Source organism: Streptomyces malachitofuscus, assembly GCF_055571035.1.
In genome coordinates this window covers 1-17,837 of record NZ_JBVIGA010000044.1, presented here as the reverse complement: position 1 = coordinate 17,837, position 17,837 = coordinate 1, and the positions used below count along the sequence as shown (strand labels likewise).

Sequence of the window (17,837 nt, the reverse complement as noted above, 5' to 3'; positions counted from 1 at the left end):
GGAGGACTTGAAGGAGCGGGAGCGCGCGCTCGGGCTGCGCGAGCGGCAGCCGATCCTCGTCGCGCCGGACGGCCGGGTGGACCCCCGGCTGATCGAGTGCCTGCGGCGTTCGGCCTTCTCCGCCAAGGCGCGGGGCACGCAGGTCACGTACGCCCCGCTCTACCGGCTGTTCTTCACGTTCCTGTGGCAGCGCGGGTTGGACTGGAACGAGGCGTCAGAGGACGACGTCGAGGACTGGGAGGACTGGCGCCGACGCGGGGCGGCGAACCCGGCACCGGTCGAGGACGGGACGTGGGCGAAGGAGCAGGCCGCGTTGAAGCTGCTGTACGGCATCGCGGCCAAGCGCGGCCTCGTCCCGTCGAACCCGGTAACGCTCGCCTCGCCGTCGGACGTGAAGACCTCGGACGTGAAGTGGCTGTCGCCCCGCGCCTTTCGGCTGTGGCGCAACGTCGGGCTCGGCGGCATGCTGCCGAGCGGCCTGGAGAACGAGACGTGGCGCGGCCGATCGGCCGGCCGGGACACGGCGTACGCCGACCTGATGTACTCCAGCGGCCTGCGGCGCCGGGAGGGCGGCACCCTGCTGCTCTGCGAGCTCCCGGCCCTGGGGCGGCGGAACTACTACCCGGGAAAGGTAGGCAAGGGCGTGGCCAAGCGGGCCGGCTACACCTTCTACCTCGGCCACCCGGCGCTCCAGCGCGTCGAGGGCTACAGGATGAGCACGCGCGCCCTGGCGGTAGCCCGCGCGCGGCGGCGCGGCGTCTACGACCGGCTTCCCGACCTGCGCATCATTCAGCAGATCAGCCGGGCGGGCCGCGTGCGCTGGGCGAGTCGGGACGGGCGTACGGGCGAGAGCGCGCTCGGGAAGCTGACGGCCTCCGATCGGATGCTGCTGTTCGTCGAGGGCGAGGACGGCCCGGAGCCGGCGATGCTGTGGCTGACCGAGAGCGGTCTGCCCCTGCGGTACACGAGCTGGACGAAGATCTTCGAGCGGGCGAGCGACCGGTGCGCGGCCGCGGGGCTCGAGGTCTTCGCGACGCCGAAGATGCTGCGGCACTCCATGGCCCTGCGGACCCTGATCGCGCTGCACAACGCGCTGGACCGCCGGCTCGGGCTGACGCCCGCCGAGCGCCTGCACTACGAGGAGGTGTACGGGCAGGTCTGGCTGATGGTCAAGGACATGCTCGGCCACCGCAGCGACCAGGTGACGCGGGACGTGTACCTGGAGCCGGTGCGCGGGCTGCAGTTGGAGTCGCTGCTCGGCGACGACGACAACCCGGTGAACGCGGAGAAGATCGCAGAGCTGGCGGCGCGCACGGGCCTGATCCTGGACGTGGCGTGAGCGGGCGGGGGCGCCGGGCAGCGCTGCCGCCGACGGACTACCGCAAGGCGCCGGTACTGGACGCGGACGGGCTGGTCATCCGCCCGGTCAGCGGCGCGGGGAAGCCGCTGGGCGTGTGGGACTTCCGGGCCAGCCCCGGTCCCGTCGACTTCCGGCGGGCGCTGGTGGCCGCGCTGGCCGCGCAGGGCCGGGGCTGGGGCAGCCAGGACACCTACCTGTCGAACGTCGGCGCGCTGAAGCTGTTGTTCAAGGACGCTGCGGCGGCCGAGCCGCCCGTCGCCGCGACCGGGCAGATCACGGTGGAGTGGTGGAAGCAGTGGAGTGGCGACATCCACGTCCGCAGGGTCTTGGCCGCGGTCGTGCGGCGGGCGCCCGGGGTGCCGGAGGCGACCCGGGTGTTCATGGAGAGGCCGCGGCGGCGACCGCCGGCCCGGCGCGGCCGGCCGCGCAAGCAGGCCCACACCCGGGAGGAACTGCGCCGGATCCGGGACGCGGCCGCCGCGACGGTGCGCGCCGGGCGGCTGCGGATCGCGGCGAACACCGCGGTTCTTGAGCGGTGGCGGGCCGGGGCGATCGAGCGCGGGGACGGCGACTGGCCTCTGGGGGAGGTGCTGGATGTGCTGGCCCGCACCGGGGACCTGCCGCGCTACCCCAACAGCGCCACCCGCGCGGTGACCGCGTACGCGGAGCGCGCGTTCGGATTCGAGGGCAACGCCGCCTCGCTGAGCCGGCTCTTTCCGACTCCGCCGGAGATCGGGGCGGCGGCCGTCCTGCTGATCGCACACGAGGCGTGGAACCAGTCGGTGCTCAAGAAGATGGACGTGCCCACCTGGTGGCCGAACGCGGACCGCGAGGACCCCGCCGTGCACCAGGTCGACACGGACAAGGCCCGGCGCGGACGGCGCCGGCACGCGAGCAACACGCTCGTCGACGTCGGCGAGGGCTCCAGCGGCCGCGCTCTGCGCCACGTGCTGGAGCTGACCGCACAAGCCCGGACCACCTTGGAGGCGCTCGGCAGGCCCGCGACGAAGCTGCTGGTCGGCCACCGCGGTCTCGGAGGAGCGGAGAATCTCCTGGACCACGAGGCCGGCAAGGCCTTGGAGGGCGCGATCCGGTCCTGGCAGCGGCAGGCCCGCGCGGCCGGCGTCGACCTGCCCGCCCGGGTGCACGCCCAGGCGCTGCGCCACAGCGCGCAGGCGCATCACGGCCGGGCCCGCAACAACACCCAGGACACCCACGAGCGGGAGTACCAGCTGAAGGACGAGGACGTCCGCGCCGCCTCGCGCGGCGCGGTGGAGCTCGGGCTGGCCCAGGCTCTGGCCTCCGCCCGGCAGACGGTCGCCATGCGCCTGGTCGAGGAGGTCGACGCCGCCGGCGAGGTGAGCGCCGAGCTCGTGGCCAAGGAGGCCGGGATCGACGTGGAGGTGGCGCGCCGGATCGTGGCCGGCCGGCTGCGCACCCCGGTCGCCTCGTGCGCGGACTTCCTCAACTCCGACCACAGCACGGCCGGGATGTCGTGCGCGGTGTCGTTCCTGCTGTGCTTCGCCTGCCGCAACGCGGTGGCCACCGGCCGCGACCTGCCCCGCATCGCCTACCTGCACCAGGCGCTGGAGTCCCTGCGCGCGGCCGTGACGCCGGCGGTGTGGGCCGCGGACTGGGCGACGCACCAGGCGCGGATCGGCGACTTCCTCACCACCTACACCCCTACCGACGCGCGGCCCCAGCTGCTCGCCGCCGTCGCCGACAGCGAGCGGGAGCTGATCCACGCGATGCTGGAGAGGAGGCTCGACCCGTGAGTACGACCTTGCCCCTGCCCGCCGGTCCGGAGGTCGTCGACCCGGCCCCGGACGCCTTCGTCTTGCCGTTCAACCGGCTGCGGCCCGGCTTCGACTCCGAGCAGCTGCCGCGCTTTCGCGATCTGGCCTGGCGGCTGGCGCTGATCAGCCCGAGGGAGACGAGCCGCTCGCTGGTCATCGACTGGAGCCGCTGCCCCGCCGGGCTGCGGCCCGGCATGATGCGCGCGGCCTTCGCCGAGCTGAACATCCCCACCCCGGCCGTGCTGCTCCAGCAGCGCGCCGCGCGCTCCACCACCCAACCGGGCACCTTGCGCCACAACTTCCAGATCTGGATCCGCTTCGCCGACTGGCTCGGCGCGCGCGGCATCACCGAGCTCGCCCAGGTCACCACCGGCGACCTCGAGGCATACGCCGAGCACCTGCGTCCGCTCGGCCGCCAGTGGCGCACTGACGCCAAGGCCCTGTGGGTGATCTCCCGGCTGTGGGCCTACGCCCCCTTCCTGCCCCAGAGCGACCGGCTGGTCATGCCGCCGTGGGAGGACCCGGCCGCGGTCATGTCCGACTTCCTCGGCACCAACGACGACACCCCGGGCGGCGAGAACAGCATCGCGATCGTGCACCCGGCCGTCATGGCCCCGCTGCTGGTGTGGGCGCTGCGCACGGTCCTGGACCTGTCCCCGGACATCCTGGCCGCCGCCCGCGAGCAGCGCCGGTTGCTCGCCGCCATCCCCGACCGCGCCGCGCGCGACGGCACCGAGACCGCGGTGGCCCACCTGCGCGGCCTGCTCGCCGCCGGGCAGAAGCTGCCCTCCAGCGGTGCGCCCGGCGCCACCGCCGTGCGCGCCCGCTTCGGCGGACCGCTGCCGCCGATGGCCAACACCTTCCTGGCCGGCACCCTCGGCGTCACCACCTCCCAGGTCGCCCGCGCCCGCGGCCTGCTGACCGACGAGCTCACCCCGGCCGACTTCGGCCCCGCCCCGCTCCTCGACGTACCGGTCAACGCCCGGATCGGCGCCGCCCCGTGGCGAGCGGCGATCGGCTTCGACGAGGTGGACGTGCTGATGCTGCACCTGTCCACCGCCGCCCTGATTCTCTGCGCCTACCTCTCCGGCATGCGGCCCGAGGAGGTTCTGGCCCTGCGCCGCGGCTGCTGCACCCGCGTCGAGCGCGACGACGGCACCGTACGCTTCGAGATCCGCGGCCGGCACTTCAAGGGCGTGCTCGACGAGGACGGCAACACGATCGGCGAAGGCGAACAGCGAGCCGACCCGTGGATCGTGCTGGAGCCCGTCGCGCGCGCCATCGCCGTCGTGGAGGAACTCGAAGACGGCGAGCAGCTGTTCACCCGCACCCTCTACCGGCACGCCAAGGGCACCTGCATGCCCCGCACCGGCCTGTCCTCTGACACCGCCGTGGAACGGATCCGCGCCTTCACCGCCTGGGCCAACCAGCTCGCCGCCGCCCACGACCGGCCCCACGAGTTGATCCCGCCCGACCCCGACGGCGCCGTCGCTCTGCGCCGCTTCCGCCGCACCGTCGCCTGGTTCATCTACCGCCAGCCCGGCGGCCGGATCGCGCTCGCGGTGCAGTACGGGCACGCGGCCACCGCCATGTCGGAGTCCTACGCCGGCCGCTCCCAGGCCGACATGCTCGAAGTGCTGGACCAGGAGAAGGGCCTGGCCCTGGCCGAGACCCTCACCGAGGCCACCGAACGCCTGGCCGCCGGCGAGAAGGTCAGCGGCCCGGCCGCCGACCGCTACCGCGCCGCGGCCACCGAGTTCTCCGACCGCTACGCCGGGACCTACCTCGGCAGGCGCGAACTGCGGGCGCTGGTCGCCAACCCCCGCCTCCAGGTCTACGAGGACCCGAAAGCGTTCCTGACCTGCAACCACGACGCGTTCACCGCGCTGTGCAACCCCGACCGCGACTGGGCGCGCGACGCCGGCCGCAGCACCCCCGACCACTCCCGCTGCCACCCGGCGTGCACAAACATCAGCCGCACCGACAGCCAGATCACCGCCCTGCGCACCGAGGTCGCCCGGATCGACGCGGACGCCGACGCCGGCCTCGCCCCCTACCCCATCGCAGCCCGCGAACAGCAGCGCAAGGACCACCTAACCGCCATCATCCGCCGCCACGACACCCAGCAGCCGGCCGACACCGAACCCACGGAGCGCCGATGAGCACCCCCACCACGGCCGCGCCCGGCCCGCGCCACGGCGCGGCGCTCGCCCAGCTCGTCGGCGAAGCCCTCACCCACGCCCAAGGCCACGCCGACACCGAGGACGCCGCCGAGGTCCGGGCCATCACCGACGCTATGGTGCGCTTGCTGATCGGCGCCCCGCTGCGCTCCGACGGCAAGCTGACCGTCGTCTCCCTGGCCGCCGAAGCCGGACTGCGCCGCAACAAGCTCACCCACAAGCACACCGGCCTCAAGGACCTGTTCTACGCCCTGGTCAGGGCCCGTGCCTCCGCCCCTGAAGAAGTGCCCGACTCGGCGCGCGCCCGCGCGGCCAAGCAGCAGCAGGACCTGGCCCGCGTCCGCGCCGAACGCAACGATCTGCGTAGCCAGGTGCAGCTCTTGGCCCGGATCGTCCACGTCCTTGAGTTCGAGAACAGCAACCTAAAGGAGAACAACGCGGCCCTGGAGCAGCAGGTCGCTGCCCACGAATCCGTCCCCGACCTCACGCGCAGGCGCCATCGGCACTAACGCCGAGACACTCCTGCTTGGTGCCTTTCCCAGCGGCGTTCGCACGGGCCGTGCCTTTCGGACAGGCCGGGCGCCAGATGCCCGTGCGGCGGCAGGGCCTTTCAGTGGTTGGCGGCCTTACCTCTCAGCCGCGAGGAGGCCGGTGACGAGCAGGTCGACCAGGTGGTCGGCGTCGTAGCGGCCGTCGTTGCCGGCGCCGATGCAGAGGTTGCCGATGCCGCGCATGAGCATGTACCCGGAGATCCGCCCGGTGCCGGTTTCGCCGAGCGTCGCTGTCAGGAGGGTGTCGCAGACAGGCACCAACTGGTCGATGAAGAACTTGTGCAGGTCGTCCGCGCCTTCGACGTCGGCCCCCATGGCGCCGGCCAGTCCGTGCTTGGTGACCAGGAACTCCACGAACCCCGCCACCCACCGCCGCAGCGCCGCGCTCGGTTCTCGCTCCTCCTGCAGCAGAGCGGGCCCGGCCTTGGCCAGTGCTTCGACCTGGTGACGGTAGACCGCCGCGATCAAGGCAGGGCGGGTGGGGAAGTGCCGGTAGATCGTCCCCATCCCCATGCCCGCCTGCGCCGCGATCTGCCGCACCGGCGCGTCGACGCCGTGCGTGACGAACACGGCTGCCGCCGCATCGAGCAGCGCCTGCTCATTGCGGCGGGCGTCGGTCCGCTTGCCGCGCGGAGCAGCGGCGGAGGCGTTCGGGTCGGCGGGCATCTGAAGGCACTTTCGTTCGCAGGATTTGAAAAGCGGAACAATGCTCCGTATTATGTGGAGCGTCGTTCCGCTTCCATTGTGGACGGCATCCCCCTCGAACGCAAAGAGCAGGTGCCCTCATGAGCAGCACTCCCGCAACAACCGACACTCCGATCGTGCGCGCACTGGACGAGATCGTCGGCGCCGGTGACCAGGTGGTGTCCGTCGCCCCCGTCGCGCTGGACGCCCCCGACCGGACCGTCCCGCTGGCCGCGCGTGTCTCCGCACCTGTGAGTGGTGACAATCTGCCGGTCCTGCTGTTCTCGCACGGCAACGGCTGGTCGCTGGACGGGTACGCCCCGCTGGCCGCGTACTGGGCATCCCAGGGCTTCGTCGTCGTTCAGCCCACCCACCTGGACTCCCGCCGCAACGGCATCGGATTCGACGACCCCGCCTTCGGGCAGATCTGGACCGAGCGGCACGCGGACCTGGTCCGCATCCTTGACCAGTTCGACACCGTGGAAGCGGCGGTACCGGGGCTTGCCGGGCGAGTGGACCGTGACCAGGTCGTCGCCGCCGGCCACTCCTGGGGCGCACAGACGGTCCAGATGTTGCTCGGTGCCCGCATCCTCGACGCCTCCGGGCAGGTGGGCCAGGACTACGCCGATGAGCGGGTCAAGGCCGGAGTGCTGCTGGCCGCGACCGGCATCGGCGGCGAGGAGCTGCACCCGTTCGCCAAGGAGCACTTCCCGTTCATGAACCCCTCCTTCGCCCAGCTCACCACCCCGACGCTCGTGGTCGCCGGCGACCACGACCAGTCCAAGATGTCCAGCCGCGGCCCGGACTGGTTCACCGACGCCTACACGCACAGCCCCGGCGCCACCGACCTGCTCACCCTCTTCGGCGCGGAACACTCCCTGGGCGGCATCCCGAACTGGGAAGCCGCGGAGACCACCGACGAGAACCCGGAGCGCGTCGCCGTCCTGCAGTGCCTGACCACCGCCTACCTGCGCAGCGCCCTGGATGCGGCCGACACCGCCTGGGCCAAGGCCACCGCCGCCCTCGCCGAGGCCGGAACGACGCTCGGCCGCATCGACAGCAAGTAGCCCTCCCCTGGGCGGTGCCCCCGCTGCGGCACCCGCACACAGGGGGACGGCCCGCCCCATGTAAGCGAAAGGACCACATTTATGACTGGCTGGACCTCACAGCAGCTCGACGCGATCGCGTCGGCTGACGACTTCCGCACCGCGCCGCTGCGCGAGGACGGCATCACCCCCGGCACGCTGATCTGGGTGTGGGCCGTCCACGCCGACGGGGCAATCTACGTGCGCAGCGGGAACCCGCAGTCCCGGTGGTTCGCCGCGGCACTGCGCCAGCAGGCGGGAATCGCCTCGTTCGCAGACTTCAACGGCCCCGTCGCCTACACCCACGTCACCGACGGCCCGACGAAGGACCGCGTCGATGCCGCCTTCACCGCCAAGTACGGCAACGACCCGTACTTCTCCGCCGATCTCCTCACTCGCTCAAGGGATCAGATCGCGCGCGTCCTTCCCGTGTCCCCCTGATCGGAGCCCACACGATGGCCGACACCTCCCGGTGGGGCGCCGACGACGAGCACGGAACCTTGCACTACATCACCGATGCCGTCCGCCGGCGTGCTCTGGCAGCGGCCCGTACCGGCCGCACCGTCTCCCTCGCCCGCACGGTGCATCCGCGGCCCGCGCCGCTCGGTCCCGGCGCCTCGACGGACGGTGAAGCTGCCTGGCAGCAGTCCATGCTCTACACCGGCACCCCACCGGCAGCGATCGCCGAACAGTGGGTGATCACCCCGCACCACCCCGCCATCACCCACCTCGACGCGCTCTCCCACGTCATCGTCGACGGCACCGTCTACCCAGGCGTTGCCGTCGGGGACCGGGTCACGCCGGCAGGTGTCGCCATCGGCTCCACCGCAGTGTTCGGAGCCGGCATCCTGACCCGGGGCGTGTTCATGGACCTCGCTCCCGCCAGCCGTCTCGCCGACGGACACCAGATCACCGCACGCACCCTAGGCACAGCGGCCAAGGCCGCAGGAGAGCCCATACAACCTGGGGACGCGATCGTCGTTCGAACCGGCTGCGATCCCCTCAACACCAACGGAGCGGCCATGCCAGGAGTCGACCGATCAGCGGTCGAATGGCTCGACGAACACCAGATCAGCGTATGGGTCGGCGACACCGGTGACGCCTGGCCACCACTCGACGCCATCGACCCCCTGCCCCTGCACCGCCGCGGCCTCTACGGCCTGGGCCTGCCCCTCGTCGACAGCGCCGACCTCGAAACACTCGCCAGCACATGCGCAGAGACCGGCCGCAATACCTTCCTGCTTCTCCTTGCCCCGCCCCGCATCCACGGAGCCAGCGGAGTACCGGTCAACCCCATCGCCGTGTTCTAGCCCCGCCCGCATCGTGACAACTCGCACCTCGACCTATCTGCTCGCAGAAGCTGCGCAGTTGCGGAAGCTGCATCCGCGCAGGGCAGTGTCTTGGACCGTAGTCATCAGCCGCGGACCCGTCGCCCTGGTACCGTCGTCATCTGAGCGGCAACACGTATGAAGCGTCCGCAGAACCGGTGGTGTCCCAGGTGTCGGTGGCGCGGCCCAGGGCATCGTAGGCTGCGGTACCGACGGTCTGATAGCGCGGAGTTCCGTCGGTGGCATAGCCGGTCAGCCGCTCGACCCGGGTGACGGCACCCTTGGTGGGGGCGGCGCCGTAGGCGTGCCCGTCGTAGGACGACCGGACATCGGAGATGACGTCGGTGGTGTTCGGGTCGTTGGTTCGCTTGGGTGTCGCCGAGCAACCGGTGGAGACCTTCTCCACCCGCTTGGGGTAGCTGAGCATCCATTGGGTGGTGTTGGTGGCGTACTGGGTGCGGGTGCAGTCCTTGGTGCCCGCGGCATCGGTTTCCACGGTCAGGGGCTGACCAGTGGTCTCGTCGTATGTGGTGGTTGTGGTGGACGTGAGTTCGCTGCCGTTGTTGAGGCGAGTGCGCTTGACCTCACTTCCGGTACGGACCAGATAACCGTTGACGGTGCCGTAGGAGTGTGTGTCGGTGGAGGTCTTCTTCGACCATGGAGTGGTGACCGTAGCAGTGACTTCGGTGCCGGAGGCGCCGTTGTAGGTGATCTGTTCGCGGACCTGGCCTGCGTATTGTTCAGAATCGGTCTTCGCCACGCCCTTGGAGTCGGTGATGGTTTCGCTGCGGGTCGTGCCGTCCGTCTGCTTGTCACCGTCCATGCCGCGGTAGTAGAGGGCGGTGGTTTTCGAGCGGGTCCCGGAAAGTTCGCCGATGGTGGTGGTGACCTTGTTGTAGCCGCGCCAGATGCCCCATGTGCGGTATTTGGCAGGGGTGATGGGCGACTGGTCGTCGTAGGCCCAGGCGCCGCCGCCGCTGTAGGTGTAGTCGGTCTGTTTCAGGGGCGCGCCGCCGGTCGGGTCGGACTCCAGAACCTGGGTGACCACGTATTTGTGGAAGAAGTCAGTGCGAGGTTTGGGGTCGGTGCCCGGTGTCGGGTTGGACGGCGGGATCCATTTGACCGGGTAGCAGCGCTTGGAGTTCTTGTCCAGCGCGGTCGGGATGTTGGTGTCGGCGATGCATTCCGGGGCGGAGTAGTTGACCGTCAGGACGGATCCGGTCTCCGACGTCACCGTGCGGACGCGCCACTTGATGTACGGCGGGACGTCGTCTCCGGTCTTGTCGACCCGGTTGTGCATTTGGACACCGGAGAACTTCACCGCGGGCATGGTGATGGCGGTGCCCGACATGCCCGTGTGCTGGATCGAATCCAGCCACAGGCCAGGTGCGGAGCCGTCGCCGGGGTCGGGGAATGATTGCTTCAGACTCCACTTGTTGACGTTCCGGTAGTCGGTGTCCGCCCCGCTGCCGGCGCCGTCGTAAACCTGCGTGGTGATGTGCATGAGCCGTTTGCGGGTGAAGAACGTGGGTGCGGGCTGGTCCGTGCACGGCGTCCCAGCGGCGCAGATCTGATCGAACGGGACGTCCGGCCAGGCGCTGCGGTTGGATTCGGTCAGAGACGCACACGTTTCTCCACCGGTGACCTGGATACACCGCTCGCCGACGGTGAACACCACGCGGGCTGCGGCAGGCTGGGTGGTGGAGAAGATGGTGTCGGTGCGCTGGCCGTAATCAATCCGCTTCAGGTATCCAGCACGGGTGTACGCGCTGCCGTTTCCGGTGGTGCCGTTCTTGGCGTAATAGTTCGTCTCCTTGCTGTACCAGTACGTCGTGACGTTTCCGTGCGGGTCGACGACGTAGTCGAGGTTCCAGCGCCAGGCCTGGGAGAGCGACCGGTCGGCGAAAGCGCTGCCCTTGTTGTAGCCGGGTTCGCCGGAGTCGTCACCGAAGACCGGAACGGTAAATGTTGACCCGGTCTCCGGCTTGCCGGTCTCCCATCCGGGGAGGCGGTTCTTGCCGAAGACGTACTGGGTTCCGTCGGTCGAGGTGATGATCCAGTGCTCGCCGTTGTCGTCACCGTTGGTGGCGCCGGTTTCGAGTTGGATCTTCTCGCCGTCGTCGTTCTTCATGTGCCAGCTGCTGCCGACTTTGATGAGAGGGCTCGACTTGCCGTTCAGTACGACCGAGGCGTTGTCCTCTTTCCAGCACTGATCAAACTTGCCGTCCTGTCCATCGTCTTCGCAGGACCCGTAGGACCGCTCGATGTAGGAGGTGGGCAGCTCGAAGCCCTCGCCAATCCACGAGGGTTGCGCAGACGTGGAGGACGTGCGGCCGTCCACACTCTGTGATGAATAGCCAAGGGACAGCGACGGTGTCTTGCCCGCGGGGGCGGGCACTGCTGCCAGCGGATAACTCCAGGTGAAGTCACCGTTCGATCCGCCGCCGGCCCAGGTGGCGGACGCCGAAAGCGGAGTCGCCTCGTAGGTGCCCTGATCTGAGCCGGCACCAGCGGACAGCGCCAGTACGGTGAGGGTGCCAGCCGCGTCCTTGGCCTGCGCGGTGGTCACCTGTGCGGTAAGGGTGTCATGCTTGGTGTCGTTGTCGGTGGGCAGCGCCCTGGTGGTTCGGCACGCCGCCTTGCTTGGTGTCGTCACGGCGCATGCCGGCAGTTGGACGGCGCGCAGGCGGCTGGACCAGTTGCCGCCGTACGCGTGGGCGAAATCGCTGTAGTCAACGGTGAGCGAGAGTGCAGCCGGGTCGGTTTCCCCGTCAGAGCGCTGCACAGACAGCAAGACGCCGTCCAGACCCAGCTGCTGAGCCTGCTTCCGCTTAAGGACGGTTACCTTGGCCTGCTTGGGTGCCGGCGCGGTGGCCGTCCTGGCCGCGCTGGACCTGGGCGTCGCGGTGACGCTGAGGCTGACTGGCAGCTTGTCCGCTTTCGCGGATTGGCTTTTGGTCCCGGGCATGTCCAGCGTCACAGAACCAGCGGCTGGCCACGTCGGGGGGGTGCCCGCCCGCTGGCGGGTCTTCTGCGCGGCCTTGACCGTCGGATCGTCGATCTTTGTGGATTTGGTCTTGAACGGCACCGACTTGCCGTACTGGGGCGCCTGCAGGGCGCTGTGCGGCTGGCTGGTGTCCTGCGGTGGTGTTGCGCCGAGCAGCGTGGCTATCACGGCGCCGGCAACGGGCAGGCTGACGAGGGTCAGCCTGCGACGTCCGGCCTGTTGCCACGACCACGCAGGCAGCTCATATCTGCGGCGTTTCACAGGTGATGTCCTCAGGTTGTTATGGCGGTGCGCCGGGCGGCTGGCTGGCACAGTCCGGCGCACCGCAACATGTGGTGCGCGAAGGGGAGGCGGGGGTGCGGGCGTGTCAGCCGATGTCGACCGGCGGCTCGTCCACCAGGGACAGTTGAGTGATCTCCGGCTCTGACAGGACGCCGGCGTATACGCGCATGTCGTCGAGCTGTCCGGTCAGGAGATTGCCGTAGGTACCGGTGTCATGGCGTCGTCCCATACCGACCATGAGTGAGCTGCCGGGCTGGAAGCCTCCGTGAGACAGGGCACCGTTCTCGTCACCTTGCCGTTCACCCGTGACATAGAGCTTGACCGACTGGTTGGCGGAGTCGAAAACGCCGACCACGTGAATCCATCCGCTGGGCGGGTTGACCTCGTCGGAGGCCACTGTGCCCATCGGGCCGCCGAGAACGTCCGTGTCGAAGGTTCCAAAGTTCCAGTCGCCCACGGACTCGCCTGCTTCCTGCCGGTACCACAGCCGGAAGGCGTCGCGTTGCATCCCAGGGCTGGAGAACACGGTCGGCGAGTGGGCGCCGGTGGTGTTCTCCAGGCTCGAGGCATCGAGGTTGGCCCAGCCTGCGACGGTGAAGCTGCCTCGGTTGTCCAGCCTGACTGTCGCCTTGGCATGCCCGGTCTGGGCGCCGTCCAGGCTCAGAACATTGCCGTGCGCGTAGTCGTCGGTGGTGCCGAACGTGGCCCCGGGCTGCAGGTGCAGGGTGCTGGCGTGACCGGTGCTGTCCACCCCGCTGGTGCCTGATGTCTCGTCGAGTTTCCAGTGCGCCATGAGTTCGGCCTGCGGGTATCCGGTCTCCGAGCTTTCCAGGTTGACCAGACCCTGCAGTTCGTCGGGGTAAACGACGCGGTTGTAGACCGCGACATGGTCGACTTCGCCGTCCAGTTGGTTGCCCGAGCCCCATCGGCCGATTTCCAGCGCGCCCTGGGCTGCCCATGGCGTGGTGAAGGCGGTCTCCGCATGGAGGGTGCCGTTGACGTACAGCCTGATCTTCTGGGCCTGTCGGTCATACACGCCCAAGAGGTGTGTCCAGGCACCGAGCACGGGCGGTTCTTTCGCGACGGCCCGCACAATGGTGGCGGTGTCATCGCTCGCGTCGCGGTCATAGCGGTTGAAGATCCAGCGGTCGTAGCCCGTGGAATAGTACAGCTGGAATGCGCCTACGTTGGTTCCCCGCTGCTGGATCACCGTCGACTGGGTCTTGGAGTTCAGCCTGACCCACGTGGAGACGGCGAAGCTCGTCGCGGTGTCCATGACGGGGCCACTCGTTGCTGCGTAGCCGTTGCTGCCAGTGCTCCTGAACCCCTTCCCGAGGCGGGCTTTTGCCGCCCAGCTGCCGCCCGTCATGGTGAGCGAGTGTGATGAGCCTTGAGCGTTGGCGACGGTAGTGCCGGTGCCTTCGTCGAACTTCCACACGCCGACCGGCGCCGAGGCCTTGGCGACGTTGAAAAGGTAGTCGCGGGTCTCACCGGGGTTACCGGCCGCGTCGAAGGTTTGCACACGCAGTGTGTTGGTGAGCCGTTTGTCCGGAGTGACATTGGCCGTGTGGCTGGCCGTGTTGACCGCGTAGACCTTGTCCTCGATCTGCACGCCGTTCAGAAATATCAGGTAGCGGCGTACGTCGGTGGCACCTGCAGTGATGGTGAACTTGCCGGTCATGCCGACGCTGCCGGTCTCCGGGGAGCCTTCGCAGGTGGTGCCGGCACACTCGGGGTACTGATTATCGACCGAGGTAATGGTCGGCTTGGGCGGGCCCGTGGAGTCGACCTTGAAGTAGCAGTACGAGGACCACGGACCGTACAGGTAGCTTGTCGTGCCACCGTAGGTGTACTTGTACTCCGTCCGCGCCCGGAAGCGATACGTCTTCTCGGTCAGAGTGGCGGTCGGCACAGTGCCTGCGGTGCCACTGCCAGTCCACGTGGTCGGCTTCAGTGATGTGGGCGTGGTGCTGCTACCCGCATACAACTCGAAGTTGGGGCGCAAGCTCGCCTGCGACCCGTCCGCCGACGTCGGCGTCGCAGTCAACCGCGGTGTCGTATCACGGTCATCGCCGGGCTGGTCGAGGCCGAGCAGGACACCTTCGGCTCCGACAGCTTCACGGACGACGGCTTCGCCGTCGGCGGGCTCACATACGTGATGGACAGGACGGGCTTGCGGCCTGTCGTGGAGTCCGAGTCCTTGGGAGACATGAACTGCTTCCACGCAATCGGGTCGCTCTCACTCGCGCGCAGACCCAGCGTCGTCGTCGTCGCCTTGGCCTTCGCCGTGTAAGCGACCGCAGCGGTCGCGTCGAACTCCACCGTGCCATCCGGGCAACTGGACGAGTGCCCCTTGGCCGCGGAGACCGTGTCCACCTTCGACGACCAGGACAGACTCGACGACCACTTCGTGGACGAAGAGATCCTGCCAGTCCGCCACAGTTCGATATTGCGCTTCTCGCAGTTCGCCGACCAGATCTCATACGCGGAAAAGTCCGCGTGCAAGATCTTCTTGCCGGCCACACTGCGGGTGTCGAACTGGAACAGCGAGCGGACCTTCTTGTTGTCCACGTACGCGTCGTAACCCACACCCAAGGCATGGCTGGTGTTCCAGAACGAGGTGCCGCTCGCGTTGGACCACAGGGCGGTCCACCCGGTCAGTTTCCCCGCCACCGTGGGCGGATCGATCACAACCGGGTACGTCGTCTTCGGATCCGCCAGGAACTGCTGATCGGGAACCACCGTCAACTCGTCCTGCTCGGCGGCCATGTCAGCTACCACAGTGCGGGCCTGAGCAGGCGGTGTGACCGCGTCCACCGGATCAGACGCAGCCCGCGCGGCCACCCTGAGGGCCGCCGGTGCCGGGCCCGAGTCCCACATCAGTGGCGCACTGTTGATAAACGCCGGATGCCCGCCCTCATCCACGAGGGCTACTACGCCGTCCTGATTGCGAACGGTGAGTCCCTCGGCCTTGACCGGGTAGGTGATGGACTTCAGGCCGGCTGCTGCCTCAGGCGTGTGCACGACCAGGTTCTGAGTGAATCCGTCCGGCAGTACCTGGACCACCAAGTCGACGTCGGGACGCACCGACTTGTAGACCGCGTGCGAGCCGTCAATCTCCGGCGCGGGCAGCGACCACGGCGCGTACACTTCATAGGCGTGGCCGCCACGTTCGATCCGCACCATCGGCGCCCCGTCACCGCCGCCGGACAGCGTCATCTCCAACGAAGCCTTCGGCGCGAGCGAACCATCCGCCTTCTTCACCAGCGATGTGTCGACCGGTACCCAAGCATCGTCCCTGCGTACGCGCTCGATCACCGCGGACGTCGTCGAAGTGAAGGTGCCGTCCGGGTTGGCAAAGACCTGCCCGGTTTCCGTGGTCAGCGCAGTGACGTCGACACGCTGCCCGGTCTCCGCAGCTTTCTCGGAGGCCCGCTGCTCCGCAGTCGCCGGAGGGAGCCCATCGTCCTCCCAAAACGCCTTGCCCTTAGCCGCCTCGTCTGCCGGCACCGAGGACGCAGCCTCTGACCGCTCCACATCGCTGGCCGATGCTAGCCCCGCCGGCGCCAGCACCCCTCCCACGAGCGCTGCCACGACAGCCGCTCCCACCAATCCGGATATAGGGCGCCAACGGCGCCCTATCCCCCCATCATTCATCCTCGCAACCTTCACTCCCTGGAACATTTATGTTCGCCGAGTGAACTTTAAAGATCACGTAAGGATGCTGTCCACGCTCATAAATACGGCAAGTGGTCACTTCTCGTGACCAAATACTGCCGGACGGTAAACTTTTTCGATCACGAAGTACCGCCCAACTCCTCTTCCAGCTACGGCACTTGGTCGTTGGCACCATCAACGCCGCACCACTTCCTTGCCACCACCCGCTAGTACTCCAGCAGGATTTCGGTGTCTGACCTGGTCTTTCGTCGGGCGGGCGGAATGTAGCGCGGCTTCGATCGTGAGGGGGCGGTCTCACGGGGACTGCCCCTCGATCGTGCGACAACGCTGCAGATAGTGACAGCGGCGGGGCAGCCTCCGAGGGTGATCACCGAGTATGCCGCCTCGCAGTGGGACCTCGAACTGGACGATCTCTTCCTGACCATCGGACACCGCTTCGGCCGAGTCGAGCTCCGCCGACACATGCGTGACTACGTACGCGGGCTACTTGCCCCGGTGGCCCGCAAGAACAGCTGGCAGCTGGCCGAACAGGCCGGCCACCGCACGCCCGACGGCCTGCAGCACCTCCTCGCCGGATCGAAGTGGGAACCCGATGACATCCGCGACGACCTGCAGGAATACGTTGCCGACAAGCTCGGCGAGGCTAGCGGCGTCCTGATCATCGACGACACCGGGTTCATCAAGAAGGGCACCACCTCAGCCGGCGTCCAGCGCCAGTACTCCGGAACCGCCGGCCGGACGGAGAACTGCCAGATCGGCGTCTTTGCTGCCTACGCCTCCGCCCGCGGCCGGGCTCTGGTCGACCGCGAGCTCTATCTCCCGAAGTCGTGGACCGAGGACCTGGAACGCTGCCGCACCGCAAGGGTCCCCGATGAGCGGGAGTTCGCCACCAAGGGCGAACTGGCCCGGCACCTCGTGCTGCGGGCCCTCGCCTCGCCACTGCCCATCGCCTGGGTCACCGCGGACTCCGCCTACGGCCAGGACAACCGCTTCCGCCGGCTGCTGGAACAGTCAGGAGTCGGCTACGTACTGGCCGTCCCCAAGTCACAGTTCAGCGTGGGCTGTTCACGGATCGAGGGCCTCTTCGCGCAGGCCCCGGACGAAGCATGGGAGAAGATCTCCTGCGGCGACGGCGCGAAGGGGCCCCGTGTCTACCACTGGGCGGCGGTGCGGCTGCCGGCCGTCGCCGAGTTCGACTACCAGGGCGAGGCCCCCCACCGGATGCGGTGGGCACTGGCCCGGCGCAGCATCAGCAAGCCCGACGAGATCGCCTACTACCTCGCCTACGCACCCCTTCAGACCACGGTCCGGGAACTGGTACGAGTCGCCGGGACGCGTTGGGCGATCGAAGAGTGCTTCCAGGCCGCGAAGAATGAGTGCGGCCTGGAGCAGTATGAGGTCCGCCGCTACGTCGGCTGGTATCGGCACATCACGTTGGCCATGCTCGCGCACGCCTTCCTGGCCGCCACGACACACCAGGCCCGGGAAAAGGGGGCGGAACAGGAGGGACAGGCGGGGTCATCGGGCTCACAGTGGCGGAGGTTCGGCGACTCCTGGCAACTTGTCGTGCCCAGCCCCCGCACCTGAGTGGACACCCGGACGACGTCACGCGCTGAGCTGGTCGAACTGGCGCCGCCGGCGCCAAGCAGTCGCCCGCCGCTGTCACTATCTGCGGCGTTGTCGCACGATCAAGGGGCAGTCCCCGTGAGACCGCCCCCTCACGATCGAAGCCGCGCTACACTCCGCCCGCCCGACGAAAGACCAGGTCAGACACCGAAATCCTGCTGGAGTACTAGTGTCCTGAGTCGGGAATTCGCTTCGTAAGTCAGTGCTGGTTCGGCATGATGGCCGGGTGGCGAGGACGGGACGGCCGAAGGCCGAGCTGG

General features: G+C 68.7%; 12 protein-coding genes. 8 read left to right on the top strand and 4 right to left on the bottom strand.

Annotation, left to right across the window (positions count from 1 at the left end; translation table 11 throughout):
• Positions 1-7: 7 nt before the first annotated feature.
• The 4 genes from ACZ44S_RS37345 to ACZ44S_RS37330 are packed head-to-tail and all read left to right on the top strand — an operon-like array spanning position 8 to position 5,845.
• Positions 8-1,339: a site-specific integrase gene (locus tag ACZ44S_RS37345; RefSeq protein ID WP_466937583.1), complete on the top strand. Its 1,332-nt coding sequence runs from the start codon at positions 8-10 to the stop codon at positions 1,337-1,339.
• Positions 1,336-3,135, top strand: a complete 1,800-nt coding sequence (locus tag ACZ44S_RS37340) for a hypothetical protein (RefSeq protein ID WP_466937581.1) — start codon at positions 1,336-1,338, stop codon at positions 3,133-3,135. Before ACZ44S_RS37345 ends, ACZ44S_RS37340 begins: the two co-directional genes overlap by 4 nt.
• Positions 3,132-5,318, top strand: coding sequence for a site-specific integrase (locus tag ACZ44S_RS37335; protein WP_466937578.1), 2,187 nt, complete (start codon positions 3,132-3,134; stop codon positions 5,316-5,318). Before ACZ44S_RS37340 ends, ACZ44S_RS37335 begins: the two co-directional genes overlap by 4 nt.
• Positions 5,315-5,845 (top strand): hypothetical protein, encoded by a 531-nt coding sequence (locus tag ACZ44S_RS37330; RefSeq protein WP_466937576.1) that lies wholly within the window; start codon positions 5,315-5,317, stop codon positions 5,843-5,845. The genes ACZ44S_RS37335 and ACZ44S_RS37330 overlap by 4 nt, the downstream gene beginning before the upstream one ends.
• A 117-nt stretch (positions 5,846-5,962) precedes the next feature.
• Here the strand turns inward: ACZ44S_RS37330 and ACZ44S_RS37325 are convergent, their stop codons facing one another.
• Positions 5,963-6,553: a TetR/AcrR family transcriptional regulator gene (locus ACZ44S_RS37325; RefSeq protein WP_466937574.1), complete on the bottom strand. Its 591-nt coding sequence runs from the start codon at positions 6,551-6,553 to the stop codon at positions 5,963-5,965.
• A gap of 119 nt (positions 6,554-6,672) precedes the next feature.
• Here ACZ44S_RS37325 and ACZ44S_RS37320 point away from each other — a divergent pair, with 119 nt between their 5' ends.
• From ACZ44S_RS37320 to ACZ44S_RS37310, 3 genes are all read left to right on the top strand, one after another.
• Positions 6,673-7,638, top strand: a complete 966-nt coding sequence (locus tag ACZ44S_RS37320; protein WP_466937571.1) for an alpha/beta hydrolase family protein — start codon at positions 6,673-6,675, stop codon at positions 7,636-7,638.
• Positions 7,639-7,719: 81 nt separating this feature from the next.
• Positions 7,720-8,097, top strand: a complete 378-nt coding sequence (locus ACZ44S_RS37315) for a DUF2255 family protein (protein WP_466937569.1) — start codon at positions 7,720-7,722, stop codon at positions 8,095-8,097.
• A gap of 14 nt (positions 8,098-8,111) precedes the next feature.
• Entirely contained in the window at positions 8,112-8,966 is an 855-nt protein-coding gene (locus ACZ44S_RS37310; RefSeq protein WP_466937566.1) for a cyclase family protein, read from the top strand.
• 136 nt (positions 8,967-9,102) lie between these two features.
• On the opposite strand, the gene ACZ44S_RS37305 is transcribed toward ACZ44S_RS37310, so the two are convergent.
• From ACZ44S_RS37305 to ACZ44S_RS37295, 3 genes are all read right to left on the bottom strand, one after another.
• Positions 9,103-12,252, bottom strand: coding sequence for a hypothetical protein (locus ACZ44S_RS37305; RefSeq protein ID WP_466937563.1), 3,150 nt, complete (start codon positions 12,250-12,252; stop codon positions 9,103-9,105).
• Positions 12,253-12,358: 106 nt separating this feature from the next.
• A complete protein-coding gene (locus ACZ44S_RS37300; protein ID WP_466937561.1) occupies positions 12,359-14,320 on the bottom strand; it encodes a LamG domain-containing protein in 1,962 nt (653 codons plus the stop codon).
• A complete protein-coding gene (locus tag ACZ44S_RS37295) occupies positions 14,317-15,867 on the bottom strand; it encodes a DNRLRE domain-containing protein (protein WP_466937559.1) in 1,551 nt (516 codons plus the stop codon). The genes ACZ44S_RS37300 and ACZ44S_RS37295 overlap by 4 nt, the downstream gene beginning before the upstream one ends.
• Positions 15,868-16,314: 447 nt before the next feature.
• Here ACZ44S_RS37295 and ACZ44S_RS37290 point away from each other — a divergent pair, with 447 nt between their 5' ends.
• A complete protein-coding gene (locus ACZ44S_RS37290) occupies positions 16,315-17,538 on the top strand; it encodes an IS701 family transposase (protein WP_466937556.1) in 1,224 nt (407 codons plus the stop codon).
• Positions 17,539-17,837: the final 299 nt, after the last annotated feature.

Excerpts from the sequence above, each read along its gene's own strand:
- ACZ44S_RS37330 (WP_466937576.1), top strand. The coding sequence starts at position 5,315 with ATGAGCACCCCCACCACGGCCGCGCCCGGCCCGCGCCACGGCGCGGCG.
- ACZ44S_RS37325 (WP_466937574.1), bottom strand. The coding sequence starts at position 6,553 with ATGCCCGCCGACCCGAACGCCTCCGCCGCTGCTCCGCGCGGCAAGCGG.
- ACZ44S_RS37320 (WP_466937571.1), top strand. The coding sequence starts at position 6,673 with ATGAGCAGCACTCCCGCAACAACCGACACTCCGATCGTGCGCGCACTG.
- ACZ44S_RS37315 (WP_466937569.1), top strand. The coding sequence starts at position 7,720 with ATGACTGGCTGGACCTCACAGCAGCTCGACGCGATCGCGTCGGCTGAC.
- ACZ44S_RS37310 (WP_466937566.1), top strand. The coding sequence starts at position 8,112 with ATGGCCGACACCTCCCGGTGGGGCGCCGACGACGAGCACGGAACCTTG.